At 67.3% G+C, this 15,746-nt stretch carries 15 protein-coding genes; 1 reads left to right on the forward strand and 14 read right to left on the reverse strand.

Translation table 11 applies throughout. The features are described 5' to 3' along the window. Positions 1 to 16: 16 nt before the first annotated feature. The 9 genes from ACM0M4_RS28515 to hutC form a co-directional block, all read right to left on the reverse strand. The gene (locus ACM0M4_RS28515; RefSeq protein ID WP_003101758.1) at positions 17 to 1,420 is read right to left on the reverse strand and encodes an amino acid permease; all 1,404 of its coding nucleotides are present in this window, start codon (positions 1,418 to 1,420) and stop codon (positions 17 to 19) included. Between the two features lie 62 nt (positions 1,421 to 1,482). Then, entirely contained in the window at positions 1,483 to 3,012 is a 1,530-nt protein-coding gene (gene hutH, locus ACM0M4_RS28520) for a histidine ammonia-lyase (protein ID WP_003114461.1), read from the reverse strand. A gap of 95 nt (positions 3,013 to 3,107) precedes the next feature. Beyond that, positions 3,108 to 4,550 (reverse strand): purine-cytosine permease family protein, encoded by a 1,443-nt coding sequence (locus ACM0M4_RS28525; protein WP_003101761.1) that lies wholly within the window; start codon positions 4,548 to 4,550, stop codon positions 3,108 to 3,110. Positions 4,551 to 4,657: 107 nt separating this feature from the next. Next, a complete protein-coding gene (hutU, locus tag ACM0M4_RS28530; RefSeq protein ID WP_003095958.1) occupies positions 4,658 to 6,337 on the reverse strand; it encodes a urocanate hydratase in 1,680 nt (559 codons plus the stop codon). 325 nt (positions 6,338 to 6,662) lie between these two features. Continuing rightward, positions 6,663 to 7,460 carry a phosphate/phosphite/phosphonate ABC transporter substrate-binding protein gene (locus ACM0M4_RS28535; RefSeq protein WP_003114463.1) on the reverse strand — a complete coding sequence of 266 codons (798 nt, stop codon included), beginning with the start codon at positions 7,458 to 7,460 and terminating at the stop codon, positions 6,663 to 6,665. 18 nt (positions 7,461 to 7,478) lie between these two features. Then, on the reverse strand, positions 7,479 to 8,417 hold the full coding sequence (locus tag ACM0M4_RS28540) for a fatty acid desaturase (RefSeq protein WP_010793681.1): 939 nt from the start codon (positions 8,415 to 8,417) through the stop codon (positions 7,479 to 7,481). A gap of 15 nt (positions 8,418 to 8,432) precedes the next feature. After that, the gene (locus tag ACM0M4_RS28545) at positions 8,433 to 9,455 is read right to left on the reverse strand and encodes an ABC transporter substrate-binding protein (RefSeq protein WP_003101766.1); all 1,023 of its coding nucleotides are present in this window, start codon (positions 9,453 to 9,455) and stop codon (positions 8,433 to 8,435) included. A gap of 141 nt (positions 9,456 to 9,596) precedes the next feature. Further along, positions 9,597 to 10,187, reverse strand: a complete 591-nt coding sequence (locus ACM0M4_RS28550; RefSeq protein WP_003118004.1) for a HutD/Ves family protein — start codon at positions 10,185 to 10,187, stop codon at positions 9,597 to 9,599. Then, positions 10,184 to 10,936, reverse strand: a complete 753-nt coding sequence (gene hutC / locus ACM0M4_RS28555; protein ID WP_003095970.1) for a histidine utilization repressor — start codon at positions 10,934 to 10,936, stop codon at positions 10,184 to 10,186. Before hutC ends, ACM0M4_RS28550 begins: the two co-directional genes overlap by 4 nt. Before the next feature lie 100 nt (positions 10,937 to 11,036). Between hutC and ACM0M4_RS28560 the strand changes: the two genes are divergently transcribed. After that, entirely contained in the window at positions 11,037 to 12,398 is a 1,362-nt protein-coding gene (locus tag ACM0M4_RS28560; RefSeq protein WP_023086722.1) for a formimidoylglutamate deiminase, read from the forward strand. 146 nt (positions 12,399 to 12,544) lie between these two features. Here the strand turns inward: ACM0M4_RS28560 and ACM0M4_RS28565 are convergent, their stop codons facing one another. From ACM0M4_RS28565 to gloA, 5 genes are all read right to left on the reverse strand, one after another. Then, complete coding sequence (locus tag ACM0M4_RS28565; RefSeq protein WP_003095980.1) at positions 12,545 to 13,114, reverse strand: lipocalin family protein; 570 nt, start codon at positions 13,112 to 13,114, stop codon at positions 12,545 to 12,547. Continuing rightward, positions 13,111 to 13,368 carry an outer membrane protein assembly factor BamE domain-containing protein gene (gene bamE, locus ACM0M4_RS28570; RefSeq protein ID WP_003095983.1) on the reverse strand — a complete coding sequence of 86 codons (258 nt, stop codon included), beginning with the start codon at positions 13,366 to 13,368 and terminating at the stop codon, positions 13,111 to 13,113. Before bamE ends, ACM0M4_RS28565 begins: the two co-directional genes overlap by 4 nt. A gap of 72 nt (positions 13,369 to 13,440) precedes the next feature. Then, entirely contained in the window at positions 13,441 to 14,043 is a 603-nt protein-coding gene (locus ACM0M4_RS28575; RefSeq protein WP_003101790.1) for a DUF924 family protein, read from the reverse strand. A gap of 4 nt (positions 14,044 to 14,047) precedes the next feature. Beyond that, a complete protein-coding gene (locus tag ACM0M4_RS28580) occupies positions 14,048 to 15,058 on the reverse strand; it encodes a class 1 fructose-bisphosphatase (protein ID WP_003095990.1) in 1,011 nt (336 codons plus the stop codon). A 139-nt stretch (positions 15,059 to 15,197) separates the two neighbouring features. Then, positions 15,198 to 15,728 carry a lactoylglutathione lyase gene (gloA, locus tag ACM0M4_RS28585; protein ID WP_003101793.1) on the reverse strand — a complete coding sequence of 177 codons (531 nt, stop codon included), beginning with the start codon at positions 15,726 to 15,728 and terminating at the stop codon, positions 15,198 to 15,200. Between the last annotated feature and the right edge of the window lie 18 nt (positions 15,729 to 15,746).

Genomic DNA, 15,746 nt, shown 5'->3' on the forward strand with positions numbered 1-15,746 from the left:
GCCGCCGTCGGTTCCGTCACAGCCCTCCCTGGGCCTGAAGCACGCCATGCGCGGCATCGCCCTTCGGCCTGACCCAGCGCCGGTAGGCGATCACCAGCAAGGCGATCCAGATAGCCCCGACCCACAGGGCCGGGCGGGTGTCCGGGAAATAGCCGAGCACCACGAAGATGAACAGCATGAAGACGATCGCCGCCGCCGGCGCGAATGGCCACAGCGGCACCGGGAACTTCAGCGCGGCGACCTGGCGCGGCCCCATGCGCCGACGCATGCCGACCTGGGCCAGGAGGATCATCAGCCAGACCCACACGGTGGCGAAGGTGGCGATGGAAGCGATCAACAGGAATACGCTCTGCGGGATCAGGTAGTTCAGCGCCACGCCGAGCAGCAGGGCCACCGCCATCAGCAGCACGGTCATCCACGGCACGCCGTGCCGCGACACCCGCGAGAAGCCGACCGGCGCCTGGCCCTGGCGGGCCATGCCGTAGAGCATGCGACCGGCGCCGAAGATGTCGCTGTTGATCGCCGAGATCGCCGCGGTGATCACCACGACATTGAGGATCGCCGCGGCCGACTCGATCCCCAGGCCGTCGAAGATCTGCACGAAGGGACTGCCGTTGCTGCCGATCTGCTGCCAGGGGAAGATCGCCATCAGCACGAACAGGGTCAGCACGTAGAACAGCAGGATGCGCAGCGGCACCGCATTGATCGCCCGCGGGATCACCCGCTGCGGGTCCTGCGCCTCGCCGGCGGTGATGCCGATGATCTCGATGCCGCCGAAGGCGAATACCACCACCGACAGCGAGGCGACCAGCCCGGCCCAGCCGTTGGGCAGGAAGCCGCCGTGCTGCCACAGGTTGTGCACGCCGGTGGCGGACGTCGCCGCGCCGCCCAGGCTGAAGCCGAAGAACATGATGCCGAGCCCGGCGAGAATCATCGCGACGATGGCGCCGACCTTGACCAGCGACAGCCAGAACTCCAGCTCGCCGAAGACCTTGACATGACAGAGGTTCAGCCCGCCGATGAACAGCACGATGGACAGTACCCAGATCCAGCGCGGCACGTCGGGAAACCAGAACCCCATGTAGATGCCGAACGCGGTGACATCGGCGAGGCAGACGATGATCATCTCGAAAGCGTAGGTCCAGCCGGTGACGAACCCGGCCAGGGGGCCGAGATAGCTGCTGGCGTAATGGCCGAACGAGCCGGACACCGGCTCGTGCACCGCCATCTCGCCGAGCGCGCGCATCACCATGTACACCGCCGCGCCGGCGATCAGGTAGGCCAGCAGCACCGCCGGCCCGGCCATCTGGATGGCCGATGCGGAACCGTAGAACAGGCCGGTGCCGATCGCCGACCCCAGTGCCATGAAACGAATATGACGGGCGTTCAGTCCGCGCCGAAGCCCCGTGTCGTGCGTCATCCCTCGGCTCTCCTGTTGTTGTTCTTGCTGGAGCGCCCCGGCCGAGCGGCCGGGGGCGGGTATCAAAGACTCGGCAACAGCCGGGCCGGCAGCAGCGCGTTCAGGCAACCGCTGGCGAGCAACTGGCTGGCGGCCTCGATGTCAGGGGCGAAGAAGCGATCCTCCTGGTAGTACGGCACCTTGTCGCGCAGCAGGCGGCGAGCCTGCTCCAGCTTCGGAGAACTCTTCAGGCCCTCGCGGAAGTCCAGGCCCTGGCAGGCACCCAGCCACTCCACGGCGAGAATCCCGCGGACGTTCTCGGCCATCGCCCAGAGCCGTTTGCCGGCGTTCGGCGCCATCGACACATGGTCTTCCTGGTTGGCCGAGGTCGGCAGGCTGTCGACGCTGGCCGGGTGGGCCAGGGCCTTGTTGTCGCTGGCCAGCGCGGCGGCGGTGACCTGGGCGATCATGAAGCCGGAGTTGACCCCGCCGTTGGCCACCAGGAACGGCGGCAACTGCGACATGTGCATGTCCATCATCAGCGAGATGCGCCGTTCCGACAGCGAACCGATCTCGGCCAACGCCAGGGCCAGGTTGTCGGCGGCCATCGCCACCGGTTCGGCGTGGAAGTTGCCGCCGGAGATCACGTCGCCCTCGGCGGCGAATACCAGCGGGTTGTCGGACACCGCGTTGGCTTCGATCTCCAGCACCTCGGCGGCCTGGCGCATCTGGGTCAGGCAGGCGCCCATCACCTGCGGCTGGCAACGCAGCGAATAGGGGTCCTGGACCTTGTCGCACTTCTCATGGGAGCGCGCCACCTCGCTGCTGGCGGTGAGCAGGTCGCGATAGGCCGCGGCCACGTCGATCTGCCCACGCTGGCCACGCGCGGCATGGATGCGCGCATCGAACGGCGCCCGCGAACCGAGCATGGCCTCGACGCTGAGCCCGCCGCAGACGGTGGCGGCGGCGAACAGGTCCTCGGCCTCGAACAACCCGCGCAGCGCGTAGGCGGTGGACACCTGGGTGCCATTGAGCAGGGCCAGGCCTTCCTTCGCCGCCAGGGTCAGCGGCTCCAGCCCGGCCACCGCCAGCGCTTCGGCGGCCGGCAGCCACTCACCGCGATGGCGCGCCCGGCTTTCGCCGATCAGCACCAGCGACATGTGCGCCAGCGGCGCCAGGTCGCCGGACGCACCCACCGAGCCTTTCAGCGGGATGTGCGGATAGACCTCGGCGTTGATCAGCGCGATCAGCGCGTCGATCACCTTGCGGCGGATGCCGGAGAACCCGCGCGCCAGGCTGTTCACCTTGAGCAGCATGACCAGCCGCACCATGGCGTCGTCCAGCGCCTCGCCGACGCCGGCGGCATGGGACAGGACGATGGAACGCTGGAGCTTCTCCAGGTCGGCCGGGGAAATCCGCGTCGAGGCCAGCAGGCCGAAGCCGGTGTTGATGCCGTAGGCGGTGCGGCCCTCGGCGATGATGTTCTCGACACAGGCGACGCTGGCGGCGATCGGCGCGTCGGCGCTGGGATCCAGGCTCAGGCGCACGGGGGCCAGGTAGGCTTGGCGCAGGTCGGCCAGGGTCAACTGGCCGGGTTTCAGATGCAGGCTCATCGAAGGCTCCTTGTTCGGTTCGGCGGGCTCGGCAGCGCCGTCCGCCGGCGGCGTTCATGGGATTGAAGGCGGCCGCGCCGCCCTGGAAATTCGTCTCAGGCCCCGTGCGCGGGATGTTCGAAGGCGCCGGGATCGGCCGGCAGGATCATTCGCGCCGGGGCCTGGCGCGTGGCCTTGCGCCGCGCCACCAGGTAGTAGAGGACCGCCGGCACCAGCAAGCCGATGATCCAGGAGATATCCACGCCGCCGAGGTGCTCGACCATCGGTCCGGTGTACAGCGTGGTCGCCAGGAACGGCATCTGCACCAGCACGCCGAGGGTATAGACGGCGATTCCCGGCAGGTTCCAGCGACCGTAGCGGCCGTCGGGGTCGGCCAGCGCGGGCACGTCATAGCGCTCGCGGGTGATGAAGTAGTAGTCGACCAGGTTCACCGCGCTCCACGGGGTGAAGAAGGTCAGCAGGAACAGGATGAAGGACTTGAACGCAGCGAGGAACGAGTGCTGGCCGAGCAGCGCGATGAGCGTCGAGGCGCCGACGATCGCGAGGACGAAGAACAGGCGTTGCACGCGGGTGATCTCCAGTTGGCCGCGTACGCTGCTGATGATGGTCGCGATGCACATGAAGCTGCCGTAGGAGTTCAGCGTGGAAATGGTCACCTTGCCGAAGGCGATGCTGAAGTAGAGCAGCGCGGCGACGGTCCCGCTGCTGCCCAGGCCGACGATGTAGGCCACCTCGCGGCCGGCGAACTGGCCGTTGGCCAGGGCTGCGGAGAACACCCCGAGGACCATCGAGGCCTGGGCGCCGAGCACCGAGCCGAGGCCGACGGCGAGGAAGGTCTTCCACGACGAGGTGGACGCCGGCAGGTAGCGTGAATAGTCGGCCACGTAGGGGCCGAAGGCGATCTGCCAGGACGCCGCCAGCGACACCGCGAGGAGGAACGAGGCCCAGCTGAAATGGCGGATGGCGAGCAGGTCGCCGATGTCGCTGAGCAGCATCAGGCGGCTGAACAGGTAGGCGAAGGCGATGATGCCGAGGACGCTGGCGATCCGCCCGATGATGTGGATGACGCGATAGCCGAGCACCGTCACCAGGACGATGAAGGCGGCGAAGATGAAGATCCCGGCGCTGTCGCTGAGCCCGGTGAGCTGGCCGATGGCCTGGCCGGAAAGCACCGTGCCGGTGGCGGTGAAGCCCAGGTACATCAGGCACACCAGGGCGATCGGGATGCAGGCGCCGTAGACGCCGAACTGCACCCGGCTGGAAATCATCTGCGGCAGCCCCAGGCGCGGCCCCTGCGCGGCGTGCAGGGCCATCACCGCGCCGCCGAGGAGCTGGCCGATGAGCAGGCCGACCAGCGACCAGAACACGTCGCCGCCGAGGACCACGGCGAGGGCGCCGGTGACGATGGCGGTGATCTGCAGGTTGGCCCCCAGCCAGAGGGTGAACTGGCTGTAGAGGCGGCCGTGGCGCTCGTTCGCCGGGATGTAGTCGATCGAGCGCCGTTCGATCAGTGGCTTGCTGTCGCTGCCCTGGGTCATGCTGCTGTACTCCGCTGCGGCTCGCGCGCCGCCATTCTTGTTGTGGCCTGGTCGGGACAGTGGGCGGCCGCCCCCACGCCCCGCCGGCGTGGAGGCGGTTTTCGAGGTCAGCGCTGGGCGGTGATCATCGGCAGGTTCAGGCCCTGCTCCTTCGCGCAATCGATGGCGACCTGGTAGCCGGCGTCGGCGTGCCGCATCACCCCGGTACCCGGGTCGTTGGTCAGCACGCGGGCGATGCGTTCGGCGGCCTCGTCGCTACCGTCGCAGACGATCACCATCCCGGAGTGCTGGGAGAAGCCCATGCCTACGCCGCCGCCGTGGTGCAGCGAGACCCAGGTGGCGCCGCTGGCGGTATTCAGCAGGGCATTCAGCAGCGGCCAGTCGGACACCGCGTCGGAGCCGTCCTGCATGGCCTCGGTCTCGCGGTTGGGGCTGGCCACCGAGCCGGAGTCGAGGTGGTCGCGGCCGATGACGATCGGCGCGGACAGCTCGCCGCTGCGCACCATCTCGTTGAAGGCCAGGCCGAGCTTGGCGCGCAGCCCCAGGCCAACCCAGCAGATGCGCGCCGGCAGGCCCTGGAAGCTGATGCGCTCGCGGGCCATGTCCAGCCAACGGTGCAGGTGGGCATCGTCGGGGATCAGTTGCTTGACCTTGGCGTCGGTCTTGTAGATGTCCTGCGGGTCGCCCGACAGCGCGGCCCAGCGGAACGGACCGATGCCGCGACAGAACAGCGGGCGGATGTAGGCCGGGACGAAGCCGGGGAAATCGAAGGCATTGGCCACCCCCTCTTCCTTGGCCATCTGGCGGATGTTGTTGCCATAGTCGAAGGTCGGCACGCCCTGCTGCTGGAACGCCAGCATGGCCCGCACGTGTACCGCCATGGACTGCTTGGCGGCCTTGACCACGGCGGCCGGGTCGGTCTGCGCGCGGTCGCGGTACTCTTCCCAGCTCCAGCCGGCCGGCAGGTAGCCGTTGAGTGGATCGTGGGCGCTGGTCTGGTCGGTGACCATGTCCGGGCGTACGCCGCGGCGAACCAGTTCCGGAAGGATCTCGGCGGCATTGCCCAGCAGGGCGATGGAGATGGCCTTGCCTTCGGCGGTGTAGCGCTGGATCCGCGCCAGGGCGTCGTCCAGGTCCTTGGCCTGCTCGTCGACGTAGCGACTGCGCAGGCGGAAGTCGATGCGGCTCTGCTGGCACTCGATGTTCAGCGAACAGGCGCCGGCCAGGGTCGCCGCCAGCGGCTGGGCGCCGCCCATGCCGCCAAGGCCGGCGGTAAGCACCCAGCGGCCCTTGAGATTGCCGTCGTAATGCTGGCGGCCAGCCTCGACGAAGGTTTCGTAGGTGCCCTGGACGATGCCCTGGCTGCCGATGTAGATCCACGAACCGGCGGTCATCTGGCCGTACATCGCCAGGCCCTTGGCGTCCAGTTCGTTGAAGTGTTCCCAGGTCGCCCAGTGCGGCACCAGGTTGGAGTTGGCGATCAGCACCCGCGGCGCGTTGGCGTGGGTCTTGAACACGCCGACCGGCTTGCCGGACTGTACCAGCAGGGTCTCGTCGTCGTTCAGTTGCTTGAGGGTCTCGACGATCCTGTCGTAGCACTCCCAGTTGCGCGCGGCACGGCCGATGCCGCCGTAAACCACCAGTTCCCTGGGGTTCTCCGCGACCTCCGGGTCGAGGTTGTTCATCAGCATGCGCAGCGGCGCTTCGGTCAGCCAGCTCTTGGCGGTCAGCGTAGTGCCGCGCGGGGCGCGGATTTCAATATCGCGGAATTTGCTCGGGGTGGTCACGGCAGGCTCCTGGGCGTGGCGTTCAACGGGCGGCGACCGGCGAGGGTGCGCCTGAATTCGGGGACGAAGCAGAGGTCGGGCTGGGTCTACCGAACACATCTATGCTTGTACATACAAGTATAAGCAAAGGAAGGGCCAATTCTGCCGCCACGCCCTCCGGCGATATCTCCACATTCCCGTGAATTTCATTCAACCCGTTGATTTTTCTGTAGTTAAGAATTAGCGAAGGTAGCCTCTCCCCCGGGAGAAGGAGCCTGCCGGAACGGCCCTGGGTGCACGTGATCGAAGCGTGCGCGCACCGGTTTGGGGCCTTCGGTAACACCGTTCAGCGCAATTGCGGGTAACCCCAGCCCTGCGCCTGACGCTCGTAGTCGAGGAGAATCCGGTAATGCTCCTCGCCGGCCGGGAGGAAGCTTTTCAGCGCCAGTGTCGCGGCCAGGTGCGGGCACTCGATCAGCGTCAGGTTCAGCGCTTCGAACAGCTCGCGGCGTTGCGCCGCACTCCAGTGCAGCGAGGTGATCAGCGGCAAGGCCGGGCTCGGCGCGCTGCGCCCGAGCACGCGCAGGCCGTCCAGGCGCTCCGGTGCGTGGCGTTGCAGGTAGCCGAAGGTCACTGCATCCACCGAGGTCAGCTCGACCTCACCCGCGGCCACCATCGCCAGGCTGCGCAGGTGGCCGCCGCTGATGTGCACCTCGGCGAAGAACGCCGAGTCTCGCCCCAGCGGCGCCAGCGCATGGCGCAGCAGGTTCATGCCGCTGTTGGAGTCGTGGTCGTTGAGCGCCAGGCGGGTATTGCGGAAGTCGCCGAGGCGCTGGCGCGCCTGTCCTTCGGCGGCGACGAACAGGCTGCAATGCTCGCCGGGAGCACAATCGGGCAAGTCGTAGCTGGGCACCGCGAGCACCGCCACCTGGCCGCGCAACTGGGTCATCAGCGGATAGCCGCAGGTCTGCGCGAACAACAGGTTAGGCTGTCGCCACTGCACCGCCAGATCGGTGGCGGCCGACGCGTAACGGCGCACGCCCAGGCGCCGGCAGACCTCGCCGATGAAGGTTGCGCCGGCCTGCCTGACGCAGTCCGGCTCGACATACATGTCCAGCGCCGCCACCACCGGGGTATCGATCATGCTCTCGTCCGCCTGCCTTCAATGCTCGGGATGCACCGGCGCATCCACTGGCCGCCAACCGTGGCGCCGCCATAGACGACCATAGCCGGGCAGGTGGAAATCGCCACTGCGTCGCCGGTAGGCACGGCGGCTTGCGCTATACACGCGCGGCAGCAGGTACCAGGGCAGGCCCGGCAGATCGTGGTGGACCAGATGCAAGTTGTTGTTGAGGAACAGCAGCCGCCACGGCCACCCCGCCTCGACCAGCACGCTGCGCTGCGCCGGCTCGCGGGCCGGACGGTGCTCGTAGAAAGAGCGCAGCATGCTCAGGCCGAGGGCCGGATAGGCCACCGCCGGCACATACAGCCAGGGCGGGATGCCCGCCCAGCGCCAAAGCCCGGCCAGCAACCCGCCCAGCAGCACGGCATGCAGGCCCCACAGGCGCCAGGCGGCGCCCTCTCCCCGGCGCAACCGCGAACCCTCCAGGCGCGCCATCGCCGCCAGGGCCAGCAGCGGGCCGAGGGTGGCGCGACCGAGCAGGGTCTTGTCCAGGCAGAGCCAGCGCCGCCGCCAGGAGCCCAGGCGCGGCCATTCGGACAGACTGACGTAGCGACTCTCGGGGTCCAGCCCCGGGTAGGTCAGTTGCTCGTCGAGGTGGTGCCGCAAGTGGCTGTCACGGTACAGCGGATAGGGATACCAGACGGCCAGTGGCAGGTAGCCGAGCATGGCGTTGAACCTCGGCCAGCGGGTCGGGTGGCCATGGATCAGCTCATGCTGCAACGACATGTAGAGGGAGGCGAACGGCACCAGTCCCGCCAGCACCGGCCAACCCCAGCGCTCATACTGGCTGGCGAGCAGTGCCCAACCGCCGTACAGGCAGGCGATCAGCAGCCAGGTCGGCCATTCGCTGCGCGCCTGGAAGGTATCCTGGAGCCGCCGCACCAGGGTGCGCTGACGCCCGCTCAGGTAGTGCGCCATGAAGGCTGGCGAGGCTTACTTCAGGGAGGTATCGAGGCGCGCGGCGACTTCGGCCGGCACCCAGTGGCTCCAGATTTCGCGATGCTGGCGAAGAAACTGCGCACGCACCTCGCCGACCTCGCGATGATTCTGCGCCATGTCGGCGAGCAGCTCGTTGAATAGCGGCAAGGGGATCTCGACCTTGCGGAACAGCTCGACCAACGCCGGCGCCTTGTCATGGAAATCGCGGGAAACGCCAATGGTGATCTTCGCCGGCAACGAGCGGGAACCGATGGGGTCGGGGTTCTTCGGATCGGACAGGGTGGCCCAGGCCTTCTCGCTGAACGGCGGCTCTTCCAGTTGCACCAGCTTGAAACGGCCCATCAACGGAGTCGGCGACCAATAGTAGAAAAGCACCGGCTCGCCGCGCCGGAAGGCCGCACTGATCGCCGCATCCAGCGCCGGGCCGGTGCCGGTGCGGAAGTTCGTGTAGCTGTCCTGCAACCTGTAGGCCTTGAGCTTCTGGCTGTTGACGATCTCGCAGGTCCAGCCGGTCGGGCAGTTGTAGAAACGCCCCTTGGCGGGCTCCTCGGGATCGCGGAATAGCGCCTTGTAGCGCGGCAGGTCGGCGACCGACCTCAACTCCGGCGCCTTCGCCTCGATGCCTCGTTGCGGGTCGCCCTTGACCAGGTACTCCGGCACCCACCAGCCCTCGGTGGCGCCCTTCACCGTCTCGCCGACGGAGAACACCTCGCCCGCCTCCTCCGCCGCGCGCCACACCGGGCTACGCCCGGCCCATTGCTCCCCGGTGACCTGGATATCGTTCTGGCGCAGGGCGTTTTCCATGGTCACGGTATTGCCCGGCAGCGCGTCGGTCTCGCAGCCGTAGCCTTTTTCCAGTACGTAGCGCAACAGGTCGGTGGTGAACATGCCGCTTTCCCAGTTCAGCCCGGCGAACACCACTTTGCCCGGGTACGGGCATTCCGCCGCGACGGCGGTCTGGCTGGCGAGGCTGGCGCCCAGGGCGAGGACGGCGAGGATCTGGCGAAGCGGGGGCATGCGGGTCTCCCGGTTGGAGTCGGACGGCATGCGGAACTATATAGGCATTAAAAATATTGGATTAATAACGTTTGATTCTTTGGATAGACAAAAGCGCCTACCCTTTCGGTGTAGACGCTTTTTCCTGGCGGCGCCGGCGAATCACAGCGAATCGAGTTCCACCGCACAGACCCACGCCGGCTCGTGGGCCGTCAGGCGCCAATGCTGCAAGCCCTGCAGCCCCTCGGCGCACAGGCAGTCGTGGGCAGCCAGTTGCCCGCGAGGTTGCCCTTGCAAGGAAATCGCTACCCCGTCCTGCTGGGCGAACAGCAGCAGCGTGCTCGCCGTGCCGTGCCAGTCCAGCTCGCCCTCGACCCGCAGCCATTGCAGGCGCGCGCGATGGCGCCGGGGCGCATAGATCAGGTTGAAGTCGCGGATAGCTCCATCGAGCAGGGTGCAGTGCACCTCGCTGTCGCCGGAAAAGGCGAAGGCCTGCCGGGCGCGTAGCGGCGCGGATTCCGCGCCATCCACCCGCAGGCGCATGCCGCCGCCCTCCAGCACGCTGATGATCCGCTGGTAACCGGCGAAGCGGGAGAAGCCGCCGGACTCGCCGACATCGGCGATCGACAGGCGCCAGCCGAAGCCGTCCAGGCCGTCGCCGCCGTCGCGGGCGATCTCCTCGGTGGAGCCGGCGCCGTTCTTCCACGGCATTCTCGGGTAGTCGACGGCACGCAGGATGCGGAGTTCGCTCATGAGCTGAAACGTCCTTCCAGACGGTGGCGGGAACCCGGGTGCAGCAGCCGCGCGGCGGTCACCGCGACACGCCCGGACCATGTGCGGCGGCGGATCAGCAGGCACGGCTCGCCGCGTTCGATCTGCAACAGCTTGCACTCGGCCGGCTCGGCGAGGATCGCCTCGACCACATGCTCGCCCTCGGTGAGCGGCGCCACCTGGGTCAGGTAGGCATAGGGCGTTTGCCGGGTGAAATCCTGCTTGAGGTAGTCCGGCGCCACCGCGGCGTTCACGTAGCGGTCCTCGATCTGCACCGGGATATCGTTCTCGTAGTGCACGATCAGCGAGTGGAACACCCGCTGGCCTTCGCGCACGTCCAGTGCCAGGGCGCGCTCGGGGCCGGCGACCTCCTCGCCGAGGGTGATCACCTGGCAACGATGGCGATGCCCGCGGGCCGCGATCTCGTCGGCGATGTTGTGCACCTCGAACAGCGCCGACTGGCCCTTGGGCTCGGCGACGAAGGTTCCTACCCCCTGCATGCGCACCAGCAGGCCGTCGCTGGTCAGTTCGCGCAGGGCGCGATTGATGGTCATGCGACTGAAGCCGAGCTGGCTGACCAGTTCGCTCTCGGACGGCACCCGGTGGTGCGGCGGCCAGGCGCCCGACTGGATCTGGCTGACGATCATCTGCTTGACCCGCGCGTAGAGCGGCGCCGGTACCTCGCCGAGTTGCGAGGCCAGCGGGGAACGATCAGAGGAAGAGGACGTCACGGAGAGACTCCTTGTCGAGGCGTCGATGAAGTGAGTTTACGCACCGCTTAATCGTCTGTATATGTATATACAAATAAAACAGACTGCGTGTGAGCTGATTATGTCCGCAATTTTCGCTGAACGTGCGTTGCTGCCGGAAGGCTGGGCGCGAAATGTCCGTTTCGAGATTTCCGCGGACGGAGTCCTCGCCGGGATTCGTCCCGACGCCAACGCCGACGGCGCCGAACGCCTCGGCGGCGCCGTGCTGCCGGGGATGCCCAACCTCCATTCGCACGCGTTCCAGCGCGCCATGGCCGGGCTCGCCGAAGTCGCCGGCAATCCCAACGACAGTTTCTGGACCTGGCGCGAGCTGATGTACCGGATGGTCGCTCGACTGTCGCCGGAACAGATCGAGGTCATCGCCCGCCAGCTCTACATCGAGATGCTCAAGGCCGGCTACACCGCGGTGGCGGAATTCCACTACGTCCATCACGACCTCGACGGCCGCTCCTACGCCGACCCCGCCGAACTTTCCCTGCGCATCTCCCGCGCCGCCAGCGCCGCAGGTATCGGCCTGACCCTGCTGCCCGTGCTTTACAGTCACGCAGGCTTCGGCGGCCAGCCGGCCAGCGAGGGCCAGCGGCGCTTCATCAATGGCAGCGAGGCTTACCTGGAACTGCTCCAGCGCCTGCGCGCGCCGCTGGAGGCGGCAGGCCACTCCCTGGGCCTGTGCTTCCACTCCCTGCGCGCGGTGACTCCGCAGCAGATCGCCACGGTCCTCGCCGCCGGCCACGACGACCTGCCGGTCCACATCCATATCGCCGAACAGCAGAAGGAAGTCGACGACTGCCAGGCCTGGAGCGGACGCCGGCCGTTGCAATGGCTGTACGAGAACGTCGCGGTCGACCAGCGCTGGTGCCTGGTCCATGCGACCCACGCCGACCCCGCCGAGGTGGCGGCGATGGCGCGTAGCGGCGCGGTGGCCGGCCTGTGCCTGAGCACCGAGGCCAACCTCGGCGACGGCATCTTCCCGGCGACGGACTTCCTCGCCCAGGGCGGGCGCCTGGGCATCGGCTCGGACAGCCACGTCTCGCTCAGCGTGGTCGAGGAACTCCGCTGGCTGGAATACGGCCAGCGCCTGCGTGACCGGAAACGCAACCGGCTGTACCGCGACGACCAGCCGATGATCGGCCGCACGCTCTACGACGCTGCTCTGGCTGGCGGCGCCCAGGCCCTTGGGCAGCCGATCGGTAGTCTCGCCGTGGGCCGTCGCGCCGACCTGCTGGTGCTCGACGGCAGCGACCCCTACCTGGCCAGCGCCGAGGGCGACGCCCTGCTCAACCGCTGGCTGTTCGCCGGCGGCGACCGCCAGGTGCGCGACGTGATGGTGGCCGGCAGATGGGTGGTGCGCGACGGCCGGCATGCAGGGGAAGAGCGCAGCGCACGGGCATTCGTCCAGGTGCTGGGGGAACTGCTCGACTGACCCTGCACAGCGGCGGATAACCGCGTTGCGCTTGCTTATCCGCCCCACTCGTTCGAGCCGTCGGGCGCTAAACGCCGATACTTCCCACGCCAGCCGCCAGGCGTGAACGGCGCTGGAAAGAAAAAACGCCCCGGCGGGGCGTTCCTTCACTGGCTCCGCTTCAACTGGCCGTCGGGTACCCGCCAGATCAGCTCGTCCACCGCGTAACCGCGGCTGCGCGCTTCTTCCAGCAGACGTTCGCGGGTCTGCTGCGAAACCTGCGGGGTACGCGACAGCAGCCACAGGTATTCACGGTTCGGATTGCCCACCAGCGCGGTACGGTAGTCGTCGTCCACCGCCAGCACCCAATAGTCGCCGCGCGCCACGTTGGGGAAGAGATTGGCGAACCAGTTGTCGAAGCGCACCCACAACTTGTCGGTGCGACCCGGCTGCTGGGCGACCGCCCGCCCCTCCACCTGCTCCCAGTCGCCATCCAGGGTCAGGCAGCGATTGATCACCTGGATGCTCTGGTCTTCCTGCAAGCGGTAATGCGCCTCCGATTGCGCGCAGTTGCGCTGGAAGAACATCGGCAAGCGCGCCAGTTCGTACCAGGTGCCCTGGTAGCGCTGGAGGTCGACCTGCTCGGTGGCCGGCGGATTCTTCGGCGAGCCCGCGCAACCGACCAGCAGCAAGCCCAGCCACAGGGTGCAGAGCACCCGGATCGGCAGACCGATCACTTGAGCCCCTGGCCGGAGAAGAGCAGCGCCTTGTCGGCCGCGTACTGCACGCTGATGAAAGCCTTCTCGTCGCCCCAGGTGCAACTGGACATGCCCAGCGCGCCGGAGCACTCGGTGGGCTTGCCGAGGATCGCCTCGACCTCGGCCTTGCTCATGCCGGCCTTGAGCTTGGAATAGTTTTCCTGGTTGATCTTGCTGCAGGCGGCCAGGACGACGCAGAAAGCGACCACGGCCAGGGTACGGAACGACGCCATGAGGAACTCCTTGTTCGGGGGAAGCGCTGCCCTACAGCTTGGCACACGCGGGGGAAATCCGGAGCCTTGGAGTCAGAAACGCGAACCGGGTTCCCTGAGGAACGCCGTCTCCTCCTCGCTGGAGGGGCGGCCGAGAATGGCGTTGCGATGGGGAAAGCGACCGAAGCGGGCGACTACCGCATGATGCCGCTCGGCATAGTCGTAGAAATCGTCGAAGGGCTTGCGCACGCTGCCACCGACCTGATCGCGCAGGTCGCGGAAGCAGGCTACCGCCCGCTCCTGGCTGGGCAGGTCCTCGGCGTGCTCCAGGACCAGGTAGGCGAACACCCGGCGCACCGGCGGCAACTGGCGGTCGAAGCCTTTTTCCAGGCCCTCGCGCACCACCCGTTGCGCCCGGGCGTCGCCGGCGTAGGCGCGCGGCGTGTCGCGGTAGATCATCCGCGGCAACTGGTCGAGCAACAGGATCAGCGCCAGCCAGCCATCGGCCTCGGCCGTCCACTCCTGCAAGCCGCCGTCCAGCGCCTGGTTCACCAGGTCGCCGAAACGGCCGCCGGCATCGGCGTCCTGGCAGACGTTCTTGCCGAACCACAGGCCGTTGCGCTGGGCAACCACCTCGGCGGCATCGCTGGAGGTGCCGAACCACCAGTCGAGCAAGGTCTCCCAGGGCGCGCTCATCGGCCTACTCCGCGTGGTAGCCGGTGATGCGCTCGACTTCCTGCTTCGAGCCGAGGAACACCGCGACACGCTGGTGCAGGTTCTCCGGCTTGATGTCGAGGATGCGCTGGGTGCCGTTGGTGGCGGCGCCGCCGGCCTGCTCGATGATGAACGACATCGGGTTGGCTTCGTACATCAGGCGCAGCTTGCCGGGCTTCTCCGGCTCGCGGGCGTCGCGCGGGTACATGAAGACGCCGCCACGGGTCAGGATGCGGTGGACGTCGGCGACCATCGAGGCGATCCAGCGCATGTTGTAGTTCTTGCCCAGCGGGCCTTCCTTGCCGGCCAGCAGTTCTTCCACGTAGCGTTTCACCGGCGCTTCCCAGTGGCGCTGGTTGGACATGTTGATGGCGAACTCGGCGGTGCTTTCCGGCACGCTGATGTTGTCGTGGGTGAGGACGAAGCTGCCCAGCTCGCGATCCAGGGTGAAGCCCTTGACGCCATTGCCGAGGGTCAGCATCAGCATGGTCTGCGGGCCGTAGATGGCGTAGCCGGCGGCGACCTGGGTGGTGCCCGGCTGGAGGAAGGCTTCCTCGCGCAGGGTATCGTTCTGGTTCAGGTACTCGTTGGGGCAGCGCAGCACCGAGAAGATGGTGCCGACCGAGACGTTGACGTCGATGTTGCTGGAGCCGTCCAGCGGGTCGAAGACCAACAGGTAGGCGCCTTTCGGATAGCGCCCCGGAATCTGGTAGGGGTGGTCCATCTCCTCGGAGGCCATGCCGGCCAGGTTGCCGGCCCATTCGTTGGCTTCCAGCAGGATCTCGTTGGACATCACGTCCAGCTTCTTCTGCACCTCGCCCTGCACGTTCTCGGTGCCCATGCTGCCGAGCACGCCGCCCAGCGCGCCCTTGGACACCGCATGGCTGATTTCCTTGCAGGCACGCGCCACGACCTCGATGAGGAAGCGCAGGTCGGCCGGGGTGTTGTGGCTGCGGGTCTGCTCGATCAGATAGCGGCTCAGGGTAACGCGGGACATGGATGGCTCCGGAGAGAGGAAAAAACCCGCGCAGTTTAACGCGGAATTGGCGGTCACGCTTGACTCCGCGCAACCGCCGGTTGGAGATCGGCGGCGGCGGCGCGGTTCATTTCCGCGACGCGCAACCGATCGACGGTCGTCAGCCGCGCCCCATCTCGCCGTTCAGGCTGGCCTGGACGATTTCCACCCAGTAGCCGTCGGGATCGCTGATGAAGGCCACGTTCTTCATGCCTCGGTCCAACGGCTTGACGAAGTTCACCCCGAGCGTTTCGAAACGCTCGCAAGCCGCCACCAGGTCGGGCACCGAGAAACAGATATGGCCGAACCCGCGCGGGTCCTGGTTGCCGTTGTGGTACTGGCTGTCGTCGCTCTCGCTGCCCCAGTTGTGGGTCAGCTCGAGGACCGACTGGCGCCCGAAGGTATATCGCTGGCGCTCGTCGACCGCATCAGGCACTTCTTCGCCACGGGTCATGGCGAGGAAATACAGGGAGAAGCGGCCTTCCTCGAAATCCAGGCGACGCAGCAGGCGCATGCCGAGCACCCGCGAGTAGAAGTCGAGCGAGCGCTTCGGATCCTTGACCCGCAACATGGTGTGGTTGAACACGTATTCCTGGGTGATGGCGTCCGGCTCCATGCAGATGCCGGGCTGTACTTCGGTGTTGAAACTCATCGGGCGATTCCCTCGAAC

This window comes from Pseudomonas sp. 18-147 (assembly GCF_051048045.1).
GTDB lineage: Bacteria > Pseudomonadota > Gammaproteobacteria > Pseudomonadales > Pseudomonadaceae > Pseudomonas > Pseudomonas aeruginosa.